Below are 20,446 nucleotides of genomic sequence, written 5' to 3'. Positions count from 1 at the left end.
CAGTCCCGCACAAACGGGATGTGTATAGTCCCGGTTGTGCGGATGGGCGAGGGCGTCGAGTGGGGGCTGCACTGCTGCGTGACCCTGGGCTGGCTCGACGACCAGGCCCCCGTGCCGATCCGCCGGCTGGCCGCCTGGTTCGACCTGCCGCAGGAGTACCTCAAGAAGCGGCTGCAACCGCTCGCCCGCGCCGGCATCCTCACCTCCAGCCCCGGCGTCCGGGGCGGCTGGTCACTCGCCCGCCCACCCGAGCGGATCACGGTGATCGAGGTGGTCACCGCCGTGGAGGGGCCGCTCGACGCGTTCCGCTGTACGGAGATCCGCAAGCGCGGAGTGAGCGGGCGTGACGCCGGCCCCGAATTCGACCGGCCCTGCGGTATCTCGAGCCTCATGCGCCAGGCCGAGCTGGCCTGGCGGCGCGAACTGGCCGGCCGTACGATCGCCGACCTGATGAACCAGGCCCCCGCGAGCGCGGCGCGCACCCGCCGCGACTACGGCCGCATGACGGACTGATTCCCCTGCCCCGGCACCCCCGCCCGGGGCCGCGCACGAAAGGAACCGGGATGTTAAATGTCCCGAATTGAACGCGACACCGCGCCGCGCGGGCTCGGCTCGACCCTCGTCCTGGCCCTCGGGACGTTCGCCGTCGGGACCGACGCGTACGTGGTGGCGGGGTTCCTGCCCACGATGGCGCACTCGCTGCACGTGACGGAGAGCACCGCGGGGCAGTCGGCGACGGCGTTCGCCATCGCCTACGCTGTGCTGTCGCCGGTCCTGGCCACCGCGCTGGCCCGGATGCCGCGCCGCGCCCTGCTGGTCGGCGCCCTGACCGTGCTCGCCCTCGCCAACCTCGCCTCGGCGCTGGCCCCGGACTTCGGCGCGCTGATCGTCACACGTGTGGTGGCCGCGTCCGGCGCCGCGGCGTTCACGCCGAACGCCGGCGCGGTGGCCGCGTCGCTGGTCGCGCCCGCGCAGCGTGGCCGGGCGCTGGCCGTCGTGGTCGGCGGCCTGACCGTCGCCACCGCCCTCGGCGTGCCCCTCGGCAACCTGGCCGGGAAGATGCTCGACTGGCGGGCGGCGCTCGGCCTGGTCGCGGTGCTGTGCGCGGTCTGCGCGGCCGGCGTGCGCGTCGCGATGCCGGCGTTGCCGGGCGGCCCGCGTGTCCCGCTGCGGGAACGGCTGGCGGCGCTGCGGCGGCCGGGAGTGGTCGCGGTGCTGCCGCTGACCACGCTCGGGCTCGCCGCCGGGTACGGGCTGTACGCCTTCGCCGTTCCCGTGATGCGCGCGCTCGGGGCCGGGGCGTCCGCGGAGACCTGGCTGCTGTCCCTGTACGGCGTCGGCGCGGTCGCGGGCACCCTCGTGTCGGGCGCCATGGTGGACCGGCACGGGCCCATCCCCGTGCAGGCCGTGGGGTTCGCCCTGCTCACCGTGACGCTGGCCGTCTCCGCCTGGGCGGCCGGGACGGGCACGCACTGGCTGCCGCTGACCGCCGTGCTGATGGCGGCGTGGGGCGCGGCGACCTGGTTCCAGACCCCGGCCCAGCAGATCCGCCTGATCAACGCGGCACCCCGGCAGACCGCCGTGGTCGTCGGGCTGAACTCCTCGGCGTTGTACGCGGGCATCGGCCTCGGCACCGCGCTGGGGGGCGCCCTGCTCGCGGTCGGCCCCTCCGTGGCGCTCGCCGTCTGCGCGGGACTGGCCCTGATGTGCCTGCCCTACCTCGGCGTCACCCGCCGCCATCGCTGATCACAGGCGTGACTCGTAGACGGCCCTGGCCTTCTCGATCAGGTCGAGGTGGTCGCGGAGCTGGGCCCGGGTCCGCAGGCGCGCCCTGGCCCTGACCAGCTCGTCGAGCAGGTCCAGCCACCGCAGGCACCAGCGCACGTCCTCCTCCCTGGCCACGTGCCGTCCGCGCACGTCCAGGTAGACCGGGCTGGTGTGGGCGTACGCCCGCCCGTGCGGGGACCGCGGATGGGGGCCGCCGCGGACCACGGCGACCACGTAGTCGGCGTCGCCCACGGGCAGGGACGCGCCGATCTCGGGGCCCGGCCCCTCGGCGAGCACGCCGGCGGCGGTCCTGATCTCGATGTGCTCCACCTCGGCCCCGACGGCCCGGGCCCGGACCGCCACCGTCTCGCCGCCGTCCAGGTCGAGCGTCTCCCCCGGCCCCAGGCCGTTCACCGTCAGTTCCAGCCAGGGGCCGGTGGTGGCGAACGTCCGGCCCCGCCGTACGGCCTCGGCGAACGACTCGGCGCTCAGCGGCCCGTCCACCCGGGCGTAGACGCGCTCCCAGCCCGGCGGGCTGGAGACCGTGTCCTGGCGGGTGAACGACAGCATGGTGTCGGTCCCGGCGAGCGCGGCGAGCCGGTTGCCCGCGCCGACCAGCCTCCGGTAGACCTCGGCGGTGCCGGGCACGGGCGACAGGTCGCTGAAATGGAGCACCTCCACTCCGTCCACCAGGCCGAGCGCGGCGTCCACGACCAGGGCGCGGCCGGTGCAGTTCCTGGTTCCCTCGCCCACGACGTCCTCGGGGGAGGAGATCGGGCCGTGGAAGGGGTGCGCGTACCCGAGCACCGCCCGCGGCTCCCGCAGGTCGCCGCAGATCGCGGCGTTGGGCGGCCAGTCGGCGTCGGCGCCGAAGCCCGTGTGGTAGACGGCGGGCGGTACGGCCACCCCGAAGACGTGGACGTGCCCGAACAGGTCGTTGCGATACTCCACGCCCATCCGGGCCACGTGCCCGGCGTCCGACCACGGCAGGTCGCGCCCGGCCCAGTGCTGGAGCGCCTCCCGGTCGTAGACGCGCTCTCCCGCGATGTTGCCCGCGACGAGGTTGAGCACGTGCAGGTCCTCGCCTAGCTGCGCGGCGGCCGCCGCCGCCGGGGCGGCGACCAGGTCACCCGCCCAGTTCATGTGGACGTGCAGGTCGGCGCCGTACCAGCCGAGGGCGGCCGCGTCGTACAGCCGCTGCGGCGCGAGCCCGACCAGGGTCTCCTCCCCCGTCCTGGGGACGACCGTCGTCTCGGCGACGCCGTACTCCATGCCGCGCGTGACCCGGATCGTCACCGGCTCGGCGGGCACGGCCAGCACGACGTCGTCGCCGTGGAAGAACGGCACGTCGTCGTTGTCACGCCGTTCCGGCACGCCCTCCGGATACCACCCGTGACCGCCCGGCGAGGTGACGCTCCACCGGCACGGGAATCCGGCGCGCAACCGCAGCCGCGCGGCCGGCGCGGGCCTGGCCAGCCCGGACAGGTCCACCGCCGCGCCGTCCACGGTGAGGATGGTCGCGGTCGTCACGTCGAGGAGCCTGGCCCCGCCCGCCGCGATGCCGTACGGCACGCCGTCGGCGGTCACCTCCACCGGGTACGGCAGCGCGGAGTCGACCAGCAGGGTCACGGGCACCGGCCCCGGCGACAGCAGCGGCCGGGCCGGGCCGTGCTCAAGGCTGTGTTCCAGGCTGTGGCCGTCCGCGGTCAGCCGCAGCACGACCAGGCCCCGGGGGACCTCGCCGTCCAGGACGTCACGGAACTCCGCGTCGAGATCGGGCCGGATGCTCATCCGGTCGGCCTCCTCGGGAAACCGGAGGAACGGCATCATCCGGACGTATCCCAGCGGAGCCTCTCCCCAGGTCATGCCGTGCGCGGACAGCAGCGCCCGGTAGTCCCGCAGCGCGCGCTCCACCTGCGGCGGCATCATCGGATCGTGGTTCATCGCACCTCCCCGTAATCGAAAGCGGGCACATCGTGGCACGGTTTCGGCCGGGGAAAACGTGCAACAGTGCATTCCCGGTTACAGGGGTAGCGATCTTTCTCACTCGGGAGGAAAGGTGATCTCCCGAGTGTCAATCGCGCCCTCGGCGGGCAGGAAGGCCGCCAGGATCCGGTCGGCCGCCAGCGCCGGGGTGAGGGTGCCGTCCAGGACCTGCCGTTCGATCTCGGGGGCGATCCCCGCGGTCGTGTCGCGGAGCATGGCCAGCAGCCGGTCGCGCACCAGCGCCCACGTCCATTCGACCTGCTGGCGGCTGCGCCTGGCGGCGAGGTCGGCGCCCTCCTGGTGGCGCACGACGTGCCGCCACAGCTCCTCCAGCCCGGCGCCCGTGAGGCCGCTGCAGGTGAGCACGGGCGTGGCCGCGCGCAGCAGCCGCAGCGCCCCGGACAGCTCGCGCGCCGCCTTGCGCGCGGCCGTCTCGTGCTCGCCGTCGGCCTTGTTGACCGCGATGACGTCGGCCAGCTCCAGCACGCCCTTCTTGATCCCCTGGAGCTGGTCTCCGGTGCGGGCGAGGGTGAGCAGGAGGAACGTGTCGACCATGTCGGCGACCGCGGTCTCCGACTGGCCGACCCCGACCGTCTCGACGAGCACGATGTCGTAGCCCGCCGCCTCCACGACGACGATGGCCTCCCGGGTCGCCTTCGCCACGCCGCCGAGCGTCCCGGCCGTGGGGGACGGCCGGATGAAGGCGTTCGGATCGGCCGACAATGCGGCCATCCGGGTCTTGTCCCCCAGGATGCTGCCGCCCGAGCGCCGCGACGAGGGGTCGACGGCCAGCACGGCCACCCGATGGCCCTGCCCGGTGAGATAAGTGCCGAGCGCCTCGATGAAGGTCGACTTGCCGACTCCGGGCACCCCGGACACGCCCACCCTGCGGGCCTTGCCGGAGTGCGGGGTGAGCTCGACCAGCAGCCGCTGCGCCATCTCCCGGTGATCAGCCCTGGTCGACTCCACCAGCGTGATCGCCCGGGCGGTCCACCTCCGGTCGCCCGACAGCACGCCCTCGGCGTAGTCCTCGACCGCCGGTGCGGTCACCGGTGACCCAGCCGGGCGGACAGCTCGCGCAGCAGCTCCAGGGCCGCGTCGGCGATCACCGTGCCGGGCAGGAAGATCGCCGAGGCGCCCGCGGCCCGCAACTCCGCGACGTCGCCCGGCGGGATCACGCCGCCGACCACGATCATGATGTCCTCCGCGCCCAGGTCGGCGAGCGCCCGCCGCAGCGCGGGCACCAGCGTCAGGTGCCCGGCCGCCAGCGAGGAGACCCCCACCACGTGCACGTCGGCCTCGACGGCCTGCCGCGCGACCTCCTCGGGCGTCTGGAACAGCGGGCCGACGTCGACGTCGAAGCCGAGGTCGGCGAAGCCGCTCGCGATCACCTTCTGGCCCCGGTCGTGGCCGTCCTGGCCCATCTTCGCGACAAGGATCCGGGGCCGGCGGCCCTCGGCCTTGTCGAACTGCGCGCACGCCTCGCGGACCCGGTCCGCGGCGTCGCCCACCTCCGCGCGGTACACGCCCGATATCGTACGGATCTGCGCGGAGTGCCGGCCGAAGACCTTCTCCAGCGCGTCGGAGATCTCCCCGACCGTCGCCTTGGCCCGGGCGGCGTTCACGGCGAGGTCCAGCAGGTTCTCCCCGCCGGCCGCGCCCTTCGTCAGCGCCTCCAGCGCCCCGGCCACGGCATCGGCCGAACGCTCCTCGCGCAGCCTGCGGAGCTTGTCGATCTGCTGGTTGCGCACGGCGGTGTTGTCGACCTTGAGCACCTCGATCGGCTCGTCCGCCTCGGGGCGGTACTTGTTCACGCCGATCACCGGCTGCCTCCCGGAGTCGATGCGGGCCTGGGTGCGGGCCGCCGCCTCCTCGATGCGCATCTTGGGCAGCCCCTGGTCGATGGCCTGCGCCATGCCGCCGGCTCGCTCGACCTCCTGGATGTGACCCCAGGCCGCCCGCGCCAGCTCCCTGGTCAGCCGCTCGACGTAGTAGGAGCCGCCCCACGGGTCGATCACCCGCGTCGTTCCCGACTCCTGCTGGAGCAGCAGCTGGGTGTTGCGGGCGATCCGCGCCGAGAAGTCGGTCGGCAGCGCGAGCGCCTCGTCCAGGGCGTTGGTGTGCAGCGACTGCGTGTGGCCCTGGGTGGCCGCCATCGCCTCGACGCAGGTCCGTACGACGTTGTTGAACACGTCCTGCGCGGTCAGCGACCAGCCGGAGGTCTGGCTGTGCGTGCGCAGCGACAGCGACTTGGGGTTGGCCGGGCCGAAGCCCTTGACCAGGCGGGCCCACAGCAGCCGGGCGGCGCGGAGCTTGGCGACCTCCATGAAGAAGTTCATGCCGATGCACCAGAAGAACGACAGGCGCGGCGCGAACTCGTCGATGCCCAGCCCCGCCTGGACTCCCGCGCGCAGGTACTCCACCCCGTCGGCCAGCGTGTAGGCGAGCTCCAGGTCGCAGGTCGCCCCGGCCTCCTGGATGTGGTAGCCGGAGATCGAGATGGAGTTGAACTTCGGCATCCTCTTGGAGGTGTACTCGAAGATGTCGGAGATGATCCGCATCGACGGGCCCGGCGGGTAGATGTAGGTGTTGCGGACCATGAACTCCTTGAGGATGTCGTTCTGGATGGTCCCCGCCAGTTTGTCGGGCGTGACGCCCTGCTCCTCGGCCGCGACGATGTAGAGCGCCAGGATCGGCAGCACCGCGCCGTTCATGGTCATCGACACGCTCATCCGGTCGAGCGGGATCCCGTCGAACAGCTGCCGCATGTCGTAGATCGAGTCGATCGCCACACCGGCCATGCCGACGTCGCCGGCGACGCGGGGATGGTCGGAGTCGTAGCCCCGGTGGGTCGCGAGGTCGAAGGCGACCGACAGGCCCTTCTGCCCGGCCGCGAGGTTCCGCCGGTAGAACGCGTTGGACTCCTCCGCCGTGGAGAACCCGGCGTACTGCCGGATGGTCCACGGCTGGGTGACGTACATCGTCGGGTAGGGGCCGCGCAGGAAGGGCGCGATGCCCGGGTAGGTCACGAGGGACGGACCGTCCGCGAGATCGGCCGCCGTGTAGAACGGCTTGACCGCGATGCCCTCGGGAGTCTCCCACACCCCGTCACCCCACACCGCGTCATCGGAGTGGACGTCCGGCGACGCGGCGCTCGACGCCAGGTCAATTTCCGAGAAATCCGGAATCATCGGTCCACTCCCAGGTCGTCGAACGTCGTGCGCAGCACCTCGAGCGCGTCGCATCCCGCGTACAAGGTGGCGTCCACCCCCTCATACTCCCCCTTCCCGGCCAGCCAGACCCTGCGCGCCCCGGCCTCCCGCAGCGCCGCCGCTACGGCCGCCGCGTGCTCGCCGTACAGCCGGTCGCTGGAGCACAGGCAGGCCACGGGGGTGCCGCAGTCGCGGAAGGCCGCGGCGATCGCGGCCGGGTCGGTGCCGGGGCCGCCGGCGACGGTCGCCACGCCGCCCGCCGCGAACAGGTTGGCGGCGAACGCCGCCCTCGCGGTGTGCGCGGCGACCGGCCCGATCGTGGCGAGGAACACCGTAGGCCGGCTCGGCTGGGCGTCGGCGAGGTCGCGCAGCGACTCGAACTCCTCGGCGTAGCGCATCACCGGCAGCCCCTCACCGGAGGCGACGGCGAGCCCGGGGCCGGGCCGCCGGGACACCGGCCTCTCCTTCAGGTCGGGGAACTCGCTGACCCCGGTGACCGGGTCGCGCCGGTGGGCGAGGTTGTCCGCGCGCCTGGCCCTGGTCGCCGCCAGCCGCTCGGGGACCAGCCGATCCAGCGCGGCCGCCATGCCGCCGATTCGCTCGATCTCCTGGAACCACTCCCAGGCCCGGGCGGCGAGGTCGTCGGTGAGGCGCTCCACGTACCACGAGCCGCCGGCCGGGTCGGCCACCCGGGCGACGTTGGCCTCCTCCACCAGCAGCGACTGAGTGTTGCGCGCGATGCGCCGCGCGAACGCGTCGGGCAGCCCGAGGCAGGCGTCGAACGGCTGGACGGTCACCGCGTCAGCCCCGCCCACCCCGGCCGCGAAGCAGGCGAGGGTCGTGCGGAGCATGTTCACCCACGGGTCGCGGACGGTCATCATCGCCGAGGAGGTGACCGCGTGCTGGAGTTGGTCGCCGGGTCCGCCGGCCACCTCGGCGACCCGCGCCCACATCCGCCGGGCGGCCCGGAGCTTGGCGATGGTGAGGAACTGGTCGGCGGTCGCGGCGTACCGGAACTCGAGCTGCCCGAACGCCTGCTCGGCCGTGAGGCCCGCGCCGGTCAGCGCCCGCAGGTAGGCGACGCCGGTCGCGATCGAACAGCCCAGCTCCTCGGCGTCGGCGCCGCCCGCGTCGTGGTACGGCAGGGCGTCGACGGTGATCGCCCGCAGGCCGGGGTGATCCGCGGCGCAGCGGCGGGCCAGCTCGGCGGCGGCACCGGTGTCCACGCCGGCACCGGTGCGGGCGGCCAGCCCTATCGGGTCGGCGCCGAGGTTGCCCCCGGGCAGCGGGACTCCATCGACCAGGCGCAGGAACGCCTCCGCCGCCTCCGCCGTACGCGGGCCGGCATCGAGGACGACCGGGGCGAGGTCGAGCAGGACGCCGTCCAGCACGGCCCGCAGCGCGGCCGGGTCGATCACGTTCAGGTCGAGCCACAGGGACGTGACGCCGTTCTCCAGATCGGCGTGGATCGCCTCCCGGGTCGCGGCCGGATCGGGGTCGGCGTGCCGCTGGCGCACGTCCCAGGGGCCGGGGCCGCGCACCACGCGGGGCGCCCGCGGCAGGTCGGCGGCGTCGTACAGCGGCGCCACGCTGACATCGTCGTAGGTCGTGGTGGCCAGGGCGTCCTCGACCGCGTCCGGCGAGCCGTCCCACCCGGATCTGCGCAGCACGCCGGCCGCGAGCGCCCGCCACTGCTCGCGTGTGGCCTGCGGGAACCCCGCTGCGGGATCGGCGAGATCGTCGAGTTCTACCGGCGGCACCGTCATGCACCGGATGCTAGATGCACCGGCACGGTTCAGGGGGCCCGGGGTCCCGGTCTGTGGACAACGCTGCCCGATCGGCTACTCGCGCGCGAAGGCGGCGTTCCAGGTGTCGGGGCCGACGACGCCGTCCACGTCGAGGTGCCGGTCCTTCTGGAACCTGCGGCACACCTCCTGGGAGTCCGGCCCGTACGCGCCGTCGACGGCGACGTCGTAGCCGAGCTCCTTCATCCGGGCCTGCCAGGCGCGCACGTCGTCGCCGCGCATCACGGGCGGATACCTGAGCAGACGGCCGGGCCACTCCCGCGACGGCTCCGGCTCGGGCTCCGGCTGGGTGGTGCCGGGGCGCGGCGCGCCCTTCCTGACCCAGGCGTACAGCGCATCGCCCGGGCAGTCGGTGGAGTAGCCGTCGCGGTGGCCCTTGATCTCCTTGCCCGCGCCGCCCTTGGCGCGCAGGTGTTCGACCGCGTCCAGAATCGCGTGCAGGATGCCGTCGGTCGGCTGGACCAGCCCGGCGTTGCCGACGAGAGCGAGCACGGCGTAGTGGCCGGAGTTCAGACCGGGGCCGTTGGCGGCCGGCAGGTGCCCCGGTCCACGACCGACGAAAACCTTCCGATGCGGACAAGCCACCATGGAGTAGCCGATATCGATCCAGCCGTTGCCGTCGATGTGGAAGTCCTGGATCGACTTCACCATGGCCACGCACTTGGCGTGGTCGCCGACGATGCCCGGGTCCACGCGCCCGCCGGTGTAGTGGACCTTCACGCCGCGCGTGGATGCCAGCGACGAGTACGAGCCCCTGGGAGGACGCGCGCCCCAATCAGCGCGGGACACGAGATCGATGGCCACAGTGCTCTCCGTTGCAAACCGTATGACTGGACACCGAGCGTAGCGGTAACGCCCCAGCAGGTACTGCCTTTTGCCCATATGAAACCGGTTAAACGGCAAGCAAACTGAATAGCACATAAATCCATTCGACAGGGCGAGACTTTCGTCGAGATCATGGCTGTATGTCCGTTGTCAAGGAGGTCGATTTCACCCCTCACCCCACATCCCATCCGCCGGTGCCGATGCGGATCTGGCTCGACGACTCCGACAGCCCGGCCGACGTGATCGACGCGATGGCCCTGTCGCCGTTCGCCACCGGGGAGCAGCCCTGGTCGCGCACGACCAGCCTCACGCGGATCCGCACCGGCGCCCCGCTGGCCCCCGAGGGCGGCCGCCTGCTGCGCGTCGCCCAGCACACCGACGGGTACGAGACGCGGCTCATCGCGGGTGAGGGATGGACCCTGCGGGTGGTCCGCAACTCCAACCGGTCGGCGACGCTGACCGCCACGGCCGTCAGCGAGGAGCTGGCCGGATCGGTCCTGGAGCAGGCGACCAGGGACGCGGAGGAGGCGGCGCCCGACTCCGACCACGTGCGGATGGGCTTCTGGTGGCGGTCGCGCCACGGCCCCCACCGCTCCGCCAAGCCCATCACCACCTCGTCCTGGCAGGAGATCAGGCGGAACTACCCCCGGGCCGCCACCGGCCGCCTGGACGGCCTCATGGCGACCACCGCCGCAGACGTGACGGGCCGGCTGGTCCTCCTGCACGGCCCGCCCGGGACCGGCAAGACGACGCTGCTGCGCACGCTCGCCCGCGAGTGGGCGTCCTGGTGCCAGGTCGACTGCGTGCTCGATCCCGAGCTGCTGTTCAACGACCCCGGCTATCTCATGGACGTCGCCGTCGGCTGGGACGGCCCGGGCGAGGACGACGAGCCGCGCTGGCGGCTGCTGGTCCTGGAGGACTGCGACGAACTGATCCGCGCCGAGGCCAAGCAGTCCACGGGCCAGGGCCTGTCCCGCCTGCTCAACCTGACCGACGGTCTCCTCGGCCAGGGCAGGGACGTGCTCGTGGCGATCACGACGAACGAGGACCTCAGCCGGCTCCACCCGGCCGTCGTACGGCCCGGGCGGTGCCTGGCCCAGGTCGAGGTCGGCCGCTTCGAGGCGGACCAGGCGGCCCGGTGGCTGGACCGGGCGGACGGCGTGAGCCCCGGCGGGATGACGCTCGCCGAGCTGTTCGCCCTGCGCGACGGCCGCCCGGCCACCGCCGACGAACCCGCCCCCGCGATCGGCCTCTATCTCTGACCGGACCACGGCGGCCGATGCCGTACCGTCCATGTGTCGGATACGTAAACCATCCGATGTGCCAGGTCGGGGCGGTAACAACAATCGGCGAGGTGGTCACCCTGCTGTCGGCCGGACCGAGCCCCCAGGCGAGCCCCGTCGTCCTCCACCGCTGGTCCGTCGAGGCCCGGGAGACGGGGACGGCGAAATACCTGGACCCGTTCGCGCCCGGCGGCGAGCGGGAGTGGCCCTGCACGCGCTGGACGTCCCCGGAGCGGGAGATCGGCTTCCCGGCCACCGAGCTGGTGCCCTCCTGGACGGCCGCCGCGCCGCCCGGCGCCTGGCTGGAGATCGAGATCCAGGCGCGCACCGTCACCGGCGCCCTGACCAAGTGGTACGTCATGGGCCGGTGGGCCGAGACCGACGCCGACATCCACCGAACGTCGCTGCCCGGTCAGGGGGACGCCGACGGGGACGTCGCCGTGGACACCTTCGTCGCCGCCCGCCCCGTCACGTCGTACCGCGTGCGCGCCACCCTGTACGGCACCGGCGGCGCCGTGCGCTCGCTGACCGTGATGGCCTCGGCCGTGGGGCAGGCGGGCAGAGGCGGCCGGCCGGGGCCGCGGGCGGTCGAGCTCGACGTGCCGCGCCGTTCGCAGAAGGCCCACGCGGGGCACTATCCGCAGTGGGACGGCGGCGGGGAGTCCTGGTGCAGCCCCGCGTCGTTCACGATGGTGCTGGGCTACTGGGGGCGCGGGCCCGCCCCGGCGGAGCTCGACTGGGTCTCCCCCGGTGACCCGTGCCCCGCGGTCGACCACGCCGCGCGCGACATGTACGACCACAGCTACCAGGGGACCGGCAACTGGCCCTTCGGCGTCGCGTACGCCGGGCGGTACGGGCTGGACGGCTTCGTCACGCGGCTGCGCTCGCTGGCCGAGCTGGAGCGGTTCATCGCCGCCGGGATCCCGGTGATCACCTCGCAGGCGTTCCGCGATCACGAGCTGCCGGGTGCCGGATACTCCACCGGCGGGCACATCATGGTCGTCACGGGGTTCACGGCCGACGGCGACGTGATCGCGAACGACCCGGCCGCGCCGGACGACGACGGCGTGCGGCGGGTGTACCCGCGCGCGGCGTTCGAGAACGTCTGGCTGCGCGCCACGAGCAGCGGGGGGATCGCGCACATCGTGCATCCCCCCGGCACTCCGCTTCCAGACTCCGGGGGGAACTGGTGACCATTCGGGCCGTCGACGTCGCACGGGTGGACGACCGCCCGCTGTGGGTGGAGATCTCGGGAGACGAGGTCTGGTGGGACGAGCCGCGCCCGCGGGAGGGCGGCCGGCGTTGCGTGGTGCGGCGCAGGGCCGACGGCGTGATCGAGGACGTGCTCCCGCAGGGCTGGAACGCCAGGAACCGGGTCATGGAGTACGGCGGGCGGTCCTGGCGGGCGCACGAGGGCCGCCTGGTGTTCACCAACTGGGCGGACGGGCGGATCTACCTGTGCTCCCCCGGCGGGGAGCCGGTCCCGCTCACGCCCGGCGACTCCGCCCGCTACGCCGACCTGGTCGTCCACGGCGAGGAGGTGTGGTGCGTGCGGGAGCGGGGCGAGGCCCGCAGCGGCGAGCGTGACATCGTCGCGGTGCCGCTGGACGGCTCTCCCCTGCGCAGCGTGGTGAAGAGTCACCACTTCCTGATGAACCCGCGCGTGTCGCCGGACGGGCGGACGCTCGCCTGGATCGGCTGGAACCACCCGGACATGCCCTGGGACGCCACCGAGCTCTGCGTCGCCCCGGTGGAGGGCGGCCCCCACCGCGCCCCTCACCGGGTCCTGCTGTCCGGCGCGTCCACCTGCCAGGCCGAGTGGCGCGACGACGACAGCCTGTACGCCGTCACCGACCCCACCGGCTGGTGGAACATCCACCTCGTGGGGCTGGACGGCACGGCGCGCGACCTGACCCCGGTGCCGCTGGAGTTCGGCGACGCCACCTGGAAGATCGGCGGGACGTTCTTCGCCGTCGCCGGCGGCCGCATCGCCGCCGTGTACGGCACGGCCGACGAGCGGCGGCTCGGGATCCTCGACGACCCCGCCGGAGCGAGTTCCATCCGGGACGTGGGCGGCGACTACACCCACTGGGTGCCCGCCCTGTCGGCCCGCGGCTCCCACGTCGTGGGCGTGGCGGCGTCGCCCCTCCGGCCGTACGAGGTGGTGCGGGCCGACCTGGACACCGGGGCCCACGAGGTGCTGTCGCCCGGCAAGCCGGTGCCCGGGGACGCCGAGCTGCCCACACCCGAGGCCGTGACCGTGGACGGCGTGCACGCGCACCTGTACGCCCCGGCCGGCGGCGAGCCCGCGCCGTACGTGGTGTTCGTGCACGGCGGGCCGACCAGTTCGGCCGCGCCGGTGCTCGACCTGGAGATCGCGTACTTCACCAGCAGGGGGATCGGCGTCGCCGAGGTCAACTACGGCGGCTCCACCGGCTACGGCCGGGCCTACCGCGAGCGGCTGCGGCACAACTGGGGCGTGGTCGACGTCCGCGACTGCGAGACGGTGGCGCGGTGGCTGCTGGACACCGGGCGGGCGGAGAAGGTGGCGATCAGGGGCGGCAGCGCGGGCGGCTGGACGTCGATGGCCGCGCTCGTCCACAGCGACGTCTTCTGCGGCGCGGTGTCCCACTACGGCATCTCCGACCCCGAGCACTGGGCGGCCGAGACGCACGACTTCGAGTCACGCTACCTCGACGGGCTGATCGGCCCGCTGCCCGAGACCCGGCAGCGCTACCTTGACAGGTCGCCCGAGCTGCACGCCGGACGGGCGTCCGGCCCGGCCCTGCTCCTGCACGGCCTGGAGGACAAGGTGGTCGATCCGGCGCAGTCGGAGCGCTTCGCCGCCGCGCTGGCCCGCCACGGGCACCGGTGGGCGTACCTCACCTTCGAGGGGGAACAGCACGGCTGGCGACGCGAGGAGACCATCGTCCGGGTCCTGGAGGCCGAGCTGGCGTTCTACGGGATCGTCTTCGGCTTCCCGACGCCGGAGGTCGCGCCGCTGACGCTCCACAAGGGGGAGACACAGTGAGCGAGGTCGCGGCGATCTGCTCGGAACTGCTGCGGATCGACACCACCAACGACGGGTCTGGCGACGGGCCGGGCGAGCGGCGCGCCGCCGAATACGTGGCGTCCCTGCTCGCCGAGGTCGGCATCGAGCCGGTGGTGTTCGAGTCGGCGCCGCGCCGCACCAGCGTGGTGGCCCGCATCCCGGGTGACAGCTCCGACGCGCTGCTGCTGCACGGGCATCTCGACGTCGTGCCCGCCGACCCCGCAGAGTGGCGTACGCACCCGTTCTCGGGCGAGATCGCCGACGGCTGCGTGCACGGCCGGGGCGCGGTCGACATGAAGGGCACGCTCGCCATGACCCTCGCCTGGGCCCGCGAGAACGCCCGCAGGGGCGTGCGCCCCCGGCGCGACCTCGTGCTGGCGTTCCTCGCCGACGAGGAGTCCACCGGCGAGTACGGCGCGGGACACGCGGTCGAGCGGCACCGCGACCTGTTCGAGGGCTGCACCGAGGCGATCAGCGAATCCGGCGGTTTCTCCTGGTACGAGGGCGACGTCCGCATCTACCCGGTGGCCGTCGGAGAGCGCGGCACCGCCTGGATGCGCCTGACCGCCCGCGGCGTGCCCGGTCACGGGTCCAAGCCCGCCGTGGACAACCCGGTGGCCGAGCTCGCCCGGGCGCTCGCGCGCCTCGCCGACCACACCTGGCCCGTACGGCTGACGCCCGAGGTGGCCAGGCTGATCGAGGAGCTGTCACGGGCGCTCGGCCGGCCGATCGACGCCGACCGGCTGGAGGAGGAGATCGAGCGGATCCCGCGCGCGGCCGCGCTGTTCAAGGGCGTGCTGCGCAACTCGGCCAACCCGACCATGGTCGACGCCGGATACAAGGTCAACGTCATCCCCGGCACGGCCGAGGCCCATGTGGACGGCCGGTTCCTGCCCGGGCAGCGCGAGGAGTTCCTGGAGACCGTCGACCGGCTGCTCGGCCCGAAGGTCACCCGCGAGTTCGTCAGCTTCGAGGAGGCCGTCTCCTCCCCCGCCGACGGGTTGTTCGACGAGCTCACCGCCGCCCTGCTCGCCGAGGACCCCGCCGGCGGGCCCGTGCCGTACGTGATGACCGGCGGCACCGACGCCAAGTGGTTCGCCAGGATAGGCATCAGGGGCTACGGCTTCGCGCCGCTGCTCCTGCCGCCGGACCTCGACTACTTCGGCATGTTCCACGGCCTCGACGAGCGGGTACCCGTCGAGGGCCTGGAGTTCGGCGTGCGCGTCCTCGACCGGCTGCTCGTCAGGACCTCGTAGGACCGCTCAGCCCTGGTAGAAGGTCATGTCCACGCCGGAGACGGCGTGCCGGACGAGGGTGAACCCGGCCAGGTCCGCGTGGGCGCCGGCGCTCTCGCTCAGGCACACCTGTCCCGGCGCGGCGAGGTCCTGGGCCATCTTCGACGCCTGGTTCACCGGCGCGCCGGCCACGTCGCGGCCGCCGTCCGGCGTCCGGCCGGACAGCACCGGCCCGCTGTCCACTCCGACGCGGCAGGTCATGCCGGCCGCGGCCAGGGCGTTCCGCAACTGCAGGGCGAACGACACGGCGGGGCCGGGCCGGTCGAACAGGTAGATGGCGAGCGGCCCGGCGACCTTGACCTCGACGGCGCCCTCGGCGGGCAGGAGGCGCAGACCCGTCTCCCGCATGCGGGCCGACAGCTCCAGGCCCCGCAGGAGCGCGACCTCGGCCGTCTCCTTCCCGGCTTCCTCGCCGCGCTCGGCCAGCACCACCGTCCGCTCACGCAGGTGCCTTCCCGCGAGCGCCGCGGCGAGAGCGGCGTCCCGCGGGTCCAGGCGCAGCAGGTCCTCGTAGAAGGCGGCGGAGTAGGGGATGGGATACCACCGGCCGTCCACGGGCTCCGCGCCGCCGTCGCGCGGGCCGTCCAGGACCCGGTAGACCGGGCCCAGAGGCCCCTCCTGCCCGTCCTTGCGGCGCAGGACGAAGCCGTGGCCCACCGGCAGCCGTTCGGCGACGGTCTCCGTCACCGCTATCTCGCCGCCCTCGGTGTGGTTCTCCGCGAGGTGCTCGATCGCGTCGGCCTCCGCGCCGTACAGGCCGCCGTCCAGGTCGTAGTAGTCGCCGTGGTGGACGCCTATGCCGACGCGGATCCGGCAGGTGCGCCCGATCTCGTCCTGCGCCCGCAGCAGTGCCGACAGCAGCGCCCCCGCGTCGGTCGAGGCGGGGTGGAACATCTGCGCGTTGTCGGCCGCCCAGACGCCGACGGCCCGGCCGCCCGCGCCGGTCCCGTACGCGTGCAGGACGCGTTTCGGTCCGTCGATGAGCGCCAGCACCTCCAGCAGGCCGTGGCTGCGGCTCAATTTGGTCAGCCCGGCGGAGTCGGAGACCACGCTGTAGCCGGTCGTGACGTGCGCGCCGAGCAGGCGCCGCGCGTCGGCGGCGGTGCGGCCGCTCGCGCGCCACTGCCCGACCAGCGTCAGCGGCAGGCCGGGAGCCGCGTCCCTGGCGAGGTCGAAGGAGCCCGGATCGTGCCGGGCGGCGGGGAGATCGGTGGACATGGGGCGCACGCTAGCTCACTCCGTGCGCTCATCCCGTCGCGTTGCGTGCCGAAGCTGGAGCCTCAGCGCAGGCGGGGATCGAGGGCGTCGCGGACCACGTCGCCGAGCATGAGGAAGCTCAGCACGGTCGCGGTGAGGAACAGCGCGGGGAAGGCCAGCAGGTGCGGGTGCTCGGCGAAGAACGTCTGGGCGATGTTCAGCTGCAGGCCCCACGACACGTCGGGGTACTGCAGGCCGACGCCGAGGTAGTCGAGGGTGGCCTCGCCCGCGATGACGTTCCCGACGTTCAGCATGGCCACCACGATGACCGGCGCGATCGCGTTGGGCAGGATGTGCCGGAACATCAGCCTGCGGTCGCTCGCGCCCAGCATGCGGGCGGCGGCGACGAAGTCCATGTCCTTGACGGCGATGACCTGGCCGCGCATCAGCCGGGTCATGGTCGTCCAGCCGAGCAGCACGAGGACCAGCGTCATCGCCCATATCCCGTGGTCGGGGAAGGCCACCAGCACGACGGTCGCGCCCAGCACGAACGGGATGCCGAAGAACACGTCGGTGATCCGGGAGATGAGCGCGTCGGCGACGCCCCCGTAGTAGCCGCCGATCAGCCCGAGCACGATGGAGATCAGCAGGGCGAAGACGGTGACCGCGACACCGACCACGATGGACGCCCGGGTGCCGTGCACGACCTGCGACCAGTAGTCGCAGCCCTGCAGGTCGTACCCGAACAGCGCGCCGTCGGCGGGGCCGCGTTTGGACATGCGCAGGTCGCAGGCCTCGTTGGGGCCGAGGCGGGCGAACAGCCCGGGGAAGGCCGCCATCGCCAGGGCCACCAGCAGGACGGCGGTGGAGAACCAGAAGACCACGCGGCCGCGCAGCTCCGCCCAGGCGTCACGCGCGAGCACGGCGGATCCTCGGGTCGAGCACGCCGTACAGCAGGTCGACGGCCAGGTTGGCGAGGATGAAGATCATGACGAGCAGGGTGACGACGCCGACGACGACCGGACCCTCCTGAAGCTGGATGGACTGGAACACCTGCTGGCCGATGCCGGGCAGGTTGAAGATGCCCTCGGTGACGACCGCCCCGGCCATGAGGTTGCCGAAGTCGACGCCGAGATAGGTCACGACGGGGATGAGCGAGTTGCGCAGCGCGTGCAGCCCGATGACCCGCCGCCGTGCGAGACCCTTCGCGGTCGCCGTACGGACGTAGTCGGCGCGCAGGTTCTCCACGAGGGAGGTGCGGGTGAGCCGGGCCACGTACGCCAGCCCGAACGAGCCGAGGACCATCCCGGGCAGCAGGTAGCTGCCCGGCCAGCCTTCGTCGGTCCCGGCGGTCGGGAACAGCCCCAGATTGAGGCCCAGCACGATCTGGGCCGTGTACCCGACCACGAACACCGGGACCGCGATGACGAACGTGGTGCCGGCGAGGACCGCCGTGTCGGCGGCCCCGCCGCGGCGCAGCCCGGCCAGGACGCCGAGCCCGACGCCGACGGCGAGCTCGAAGACCCAGGCGGTCAGCGCGAGCTGCGCGGTGACCGCCCAGCGGTCCTGGAGGAGCTCGCTCACCGGCTGGCCGGTGAAGGTCTCCCCCAGGTCGCCCTGGAACACCCCGAGCATGTAGCGGCCGTACTGCACGAGCAGCGGCTCGTCGAGGTGGTAGCGCGCCCGCATCACGGCGAGCACCTGCTCGGGCACCGGCTTGTCGCCCGCGAGCGCCAGGATCGGGTCGCCCGGCAGCGCGAACACCATCGCGTAGATCAGGAAGGTGGTCGCGAAGAACACCGGGATCGCCTGGGCCAGGCGCTGCGCGGCGTACCTCACCCTCGTGTCACCCCTGCTTCACGCTGATCGCGTCGAGGTTGGCGCTGTACGGCGTGACGTTCACTCCGCTGAGCCGGTTGGAGTAGCCGATCTGGTCCTGCCAGTTCCACAGCGGGATCATCGGCATCTCGGCGAGCGCGATGTCCTCGGCCTTCTGGTAGAGCGGGAGGCTGTCGTCGAAGGTCGGGGCGGAGTTGGCCTGGCCGATGAGGTCGAGGAACTCCTTGTTCTCCCAGCCCATCCGGTTGCCCTCGCCCCACATGGACTCCAGGTAGTTCTGCGGGCTCGGGTAGTCCATGACCCAGTTGTTGCGGTACGGCCCGTCCTGCTTGTGGGCGCGCAGCGTCGACAGGTAGTCGGACGCCGGGATCTTGCGGAACTTGATGTCGGAGATGCCGAGGTTCTGCTTGAGCTGGTTGGCGATGGCGGTCATCCACTGCTCGTAGCTGGGGTCGGCGTTGGAGAACCACAGGTTCAGCGTGCCGCTGAAGCCGCCGGCCTGGTCGAACAGCGCTTTGGCCTTGGCCGGGTCGTAGGTGCACGCCTCGCCGCAGGCGTTCTCGCGGTAGCCGGGCACCAGCGGCGCCAGCAGCGACGCCATCGGCTTGAACGTGCCGTTGTAGACCGCGTCCACGATGGCCTGCCGGTCGATCGCCATGGAGATGGCCTTGCGCAGATCGGGGCTGGCGAACCGCTTGTCGAAGACCGGGACGCCGAGGTAGTCCATCGTGCCGCCGGCCGTCGCCACGAACCGGTCGCCGAGCAGCTTCTTGGCCTCGGGCGCGCTCGCCGGGGGGATCGTGAGCTGCAGGTCCACCCGGCCGGCCCGCAGGTCGGTGTACGCGGTGTCGCGACTGGCGTAGATCTTGAAGGTCACCGCGTCGGCCTTGGCCGCGCGCTCGCCGGTGTAGGACGGCGACCGCTTGACCTTGATCTGCTTGTTGTGCTCCCAGGCGCCGTCCAGGACGAACGGCCCGTTGCCGATCGGCGCCTGGTCGTACGCCTTGAGGTCGCCGAACGCGGCCTTCGGCATCGGCGCGAACGCGATCCACGCCAGCGTGATCGGGAACTGGCTGAACGGCGCGGTGAGCGTGACCTCGAGGGTGGTGTCGTCGACGACCTTCAGACCGCTCATTTTGTCGGTGGAGGGCTCCCCGCTCTCGGGGTTGAGCTTGTCGTAGCCCTCGATCTTGTCGAAGTAGTAGTTGTTGGTCCACGCGTTCGGCCCGTACGCGGCCGCGTTCCACGCGTCGGCGAAGCTCTGCGCGGTCACCGGCTCGCCGTTGCTGAACTTCCGCCCCGGCTTGATCTTGATCGTCCAGACCTTCTGGTCGGTGCTGGTGACCGACTCGGCCGCCCGCATCTGCGGCTTGCCCGTGGCGGGGTCGATGGCGACCGGTGTGTCGAACAGCGCGTCGAGCACGGTGAGCGAGTAGCTGCTCGAGGTGTTGCCCGGAGTGAGATGGTCGGGTTCGGTCAGCGCGACCGAGAACGCGTTCGCTCCCTTGCCGCCGCCGTCGCCGTCGCCGTCGGACGACGATCCTCCCCCGCATGCGCCGCTCAGCATGATGGCCGCCACAGCGAGGGCGGCCGCCCGGCTTCTCGTGACCCTCACTGGTCCTCCGCCTCTCCGTCGTGTTGCGGGTGAGGGTAGGTAACAGGGCCGCCGTCTGCATCGGAGACTTTACGTATTCCTTGCGGAACCTTTACCGGGCAGGCTGAGCATGGAGGATCCATGGACGCAATCAGCCTCAGCGCGCGGAGCCTGCACGCCGTCGCCGAACTCGGCTTCCAGGTGGCCCGGCAGGGGGCGCACGGGGCGATGACCGCACTGGGCGAGGTCATCCCCGTGGAGGCCTACGAGTTCGTCGCGTTCGACCCGGCGACCGGCCGCCACCGCTCGCTGGTCTCCGCCGGCTACACCCGGGTGGACGACGACGCCGCGGAGGAGTACGCCCGGCTCGACGCCTACCGCCGGGCCATGTCCCGGCGCACGCCCGTCGTCATGGGCTCCCCCGGCACCGAACGCTACTTCCGCCGCCACCTGGAGCCGTACGGCTGGCGCGCCGGGATCACCACACCGCTGTTCCTGACCGGCGGGCGCTACACCGGGCTGCTGCACGTCGGCTCCCGCGCGGAGCTGCCGCCGGAGGCGCCCGCGGTGATCAGCGCGGTCTCCCCCGCC

15 protein-coding genes and 1 pseudogene are annotated in these 20,446 nt (G+C 72.8%); 7 read left to right on the top strand and 9 right to left on the bottom strand.

The features are described 5' to 3' along the window. The first annotated feature begins 42 nt into the window (after positions 1-42). Complete coding sequence (locus AB0J39_RS06155) at positions 43-513, top strand: Rrf2 family transcriptional regulator (RefSeq protein ID WP_363462389.1); 471 nt, start codon at positions 43-45, stop codon at positions 511-513. Positions 514-570: 57 nt separating this feature from the next. Continuing rightward, on the top strand, positions 571-1,746 hold the full coding sequence (locus tag AB0J39_RS06150) for an MFS transporter (protein WP_363462345.1): 1,176 nt from the start codon (positions 571-573) through the stop codon (positions 1,744-1,746). On the opposite strand, the gene AB0J39_RS06145 is transcribed toward AB0J39_RS06150, so the two are convergent. The 5 genes from AB0J39_RS06145 to AB0J39_RS06125 form a co-directional block, all read right to left on the bottom strand. Beyond that, positions 1,747-3,711: a CehA/McbA family metallohydrolase gene (locus AB0J39_RS06145; protein WP_363462344.1), complete on the bottom strand. Its 1,965-nt coding sequence runs from the start codon at positions 3,709-3,711 to the stop codon at positions 1,747-1,749. Between the two features lie 99 nt (positions 3,712-3,810). Further along, positions 3,811-4,803 (bottom strand): methylmalonyl Co-A mutase-associated GTPase MeaB, encoded by a 993-nt coding sequence (gene meaB, locus AB0J39_RS06140; protein ID WP_363462343.1) that lies wholly within the window; start codon positions 4,801-4,803, stop codon positions 3,811-3,813. Continuing rightward, positions 4,800-6,944 carry a methylmalonyl-CoA mutase gene (scpA, locus tag AB0J39_RS06135; RefSeq protein ID WP_363462342.1) on the bottom strand — a complete coding sequence of 715 codons (2,145 nt, stop codon included), beginning with the start codon at positions 6,942-6,944 and terminating at the stop codon, positions 4,800-4,802. The genes meaB and scpA overlap by 4 nt, the downstream gene beginning before the upstream one ends. Then, positions 6,941-8,731, bottom strand: a complete 1,791-nt coding sequence (locus AB0J39_RS06130) for a methylmalonyl-CoA mutase subunit beta (RefSeq protein ID WP_363462341.1) — start codon at positions 8,729-8,731, stop codon at positions 6,941-6,943. Before AB0J39_RS06130 ends, scpA begins: the two co-directional genes overlap by 4 nt. A 75-nt stretch (positions 8,732-8,806) precedes the next feature. Then, on the bottom strand, positions 8,807-9,574 hold the full coding sequence (locus AB0J39_RS06125; protein ID WP_363462340.1) for an N-acetylmuramoyl-L-alanine amidase: 768 nt from the start codon (positions 9,572-9,574) through the stop codon (positions 8,807-8,809). Between the two features lie 161 nt (positions 9,575-9,735). On the opposite strand from AB0J39_RS06125, the gene AB0J39_RS06120 reads away from it, so the two are divergent. From AB0J39_RS06120 to AB0J39_RS06105, 4 genes are all read left to right on the top strand, one after another. Continuing rightward, complete coding sequence (locus tag AB0J39_RS06120) at positions 9,736-10,857, top strand: DUF5925 domain-containing protein (RefSeq protein ID WP_363462339.1); 1,122 nt, start codon at positions 9,736-9,738, stop codon at positions 10,855-10,857. Between the two features lie 92 nt (positions 10,858-10,949). Then, positions 10,950-12,071, top strand: a complete 1,122-nt coding sequence (locus tag AB0J39_RS06115; RefSeq protein ID WP_363462338.1) for a C39 family peptidase — start codon at positions 10,950-10,952, stop codon at positions 12,069-12,071. Further along, a complete protein-coding gene (locus tag AB0J39_RS06110) occupies positions 12,068-13,909 on the top strand; it encodes a prolyl oligopeptidase family serine peptidase (protein ID WP_363462337.1) in 1,842 nt (613 codons plus the stop codon). Before AB0J39_RS06115 ends, AB0J39_RS06110 begins: the two co-directional genes overlap by 4 nt. After that, the gene (locus AB0J39_RS06105; RefSeq protein ID WP_363462336.1) at positions 13,906-15,186 is read left to right on the top strand and encodes a M20/M25/M40 family metallo-hydrolase; all 1,281 of its coding nucleotides are present in this window, start codon (positions 13,906-13,908) and stop codon (positions 15,184-15,186) included. The genes AB0J39_RS06110 and AB0J39_RS06105 overlap by 4 nt, the downstream gene beginning before the upstream one ends. A 6-nt stretch (positions 15,187-15,192) precedes the next feature. On the opposite strand, the gene AB0J39_RS06100 is transcribed toward AB0J39_RS06105, so the two are convergent. From AB0J39_RS06100 to AB0J39_RS06085, 4 genes are all read right to left on the bottom strand, one after another. Next, positions 15,193-16,443 carry a hypothetical protein gene (locus AB0J39_RS06100; protein ID WP_363462335.1) on the bottom strand — a complete coding sequence of 417 codons (1,251 nt, stop codon included), beginning with the start codon at positions 16,441-16,443 and terminating at the stop codon, positions 15,193-15,195. A 62-nt stretch (positions 16,444-16,505) separates the two neighbouring features. Further along, on the bottom strand, positions 16,506-17,345 hold the full coding sequence (locus tag AB0J39_RS06095) for an ABC transporter permease (RefSeq protein WP_363462334.1): 840 nt from the start codon (positions 17,343-17,345) through the stop codon (positions 16,506-16,508). Next, positions 17,332-18,261: an ABC transporter permease gene (locus AB0J39_RS06090; protein WP_346228876.1), complete on the bottom strand. Its 930-nt coding sequence runs from the start codon at positions 18,259-18,261 to the stop codon at positions 17,332-17,334. Before AB0J39_RS06090 ends, AB0J39_RS06095 begins: the two co-directional genes overlap by 14 nt. A 7-nt stretch (positions 18,262-18,268) precedes the next feature. After that, positions 18,269-19,876 (bottom strand): ABC transporter substrate-binding protein, encoded by a 1,608-nt coding sequence (locus AB0J39_RS06085; protein ID WP_363462333.1) that lies wholly within the window; start codon positions 19,874-19,876, stop codon positions 18,269-18,271. A gap of 120 nt (positions 19,877-19,996) precedes the next feature. On the opposite strand from AB0J39_RS06085, the pseudogene AB0J39_RS06080 reads away from it, so the two are divergent. Then, positions 19,997-20,446, top strand: a pseudogene (locus tag AB0J39_RS06080) (DNA-binding response regulator); the annotation flags it as partial.

It is taken from the genome of Microbispora sp. NPDC049633 (assembly GCF_040675265.1).
GTDB classification, from domain to species: domain Bacteria; phylum Actinomycetota; class Actinomycetes; order Streptosporangiales; family Streptosporangiaceae; genus Microbispora; species Microbispora maris.
The sequence above is the reverse complement of the archived record's forward strand: the minus strand, read 5'-3'. Positions and strand labels throughout refer to the sequence as shown.

Excerpts from the sequence above, each read along its gene's own strand:
- AB0J39_RS06145 (WP_363462344.1), bottom strand. The coding sequence starts at position 3,711 with ATGAACCACGATCCGATGATGCCGCCGCAGGTGGAGCGCGCGCTGCGG.
- AB0J39_RS06100 (WP_363462335.1), bottom strand. The coding sequence starts at position 16,443 with ATGTCCACCGATCTCCCCGCCGCCCGGCACGATCCGGGCTCCTTCGAC.
- AB0J39_RS06120 (WP_363462339.1), top strand. The coding sequence starts at position 9,736 with ATGTCCGTTGTCAAGGAGGTCGATTTCACCCCTCACCCCACATCCCAT.
- AB0J39_RS06155 (WP_363462389.1), top strand. The coding sequence starts at position 43 with ATGGGCGAGGGCGTCGAGTGGGGGCTGCACTGCTGCGTGACCCTGGGC.
- AB0J39_RS06150 (WP_363462345.1), top strand. The coding sequence starts at position 571 with ATGTCCCGAATTGAACGCGACACCGCGCCGCGCGGGCTCGGCTCGACC.
- AB0J39_RS06130 (WP_363462341.1), bottom strand. The coding sequence starts at position 8,731 with ATGACGGTGCCGCCGGTAGAACTCGACGATCTCGCCGATCCCGCAGCG.
- scpA (WP_363462342.1), bottom strand. The coding sequence starts at position 6,944 with ATGATTCCGGATTTCTCGGAAATTGACCTGGCGTCGAGCGCCGCGTCG.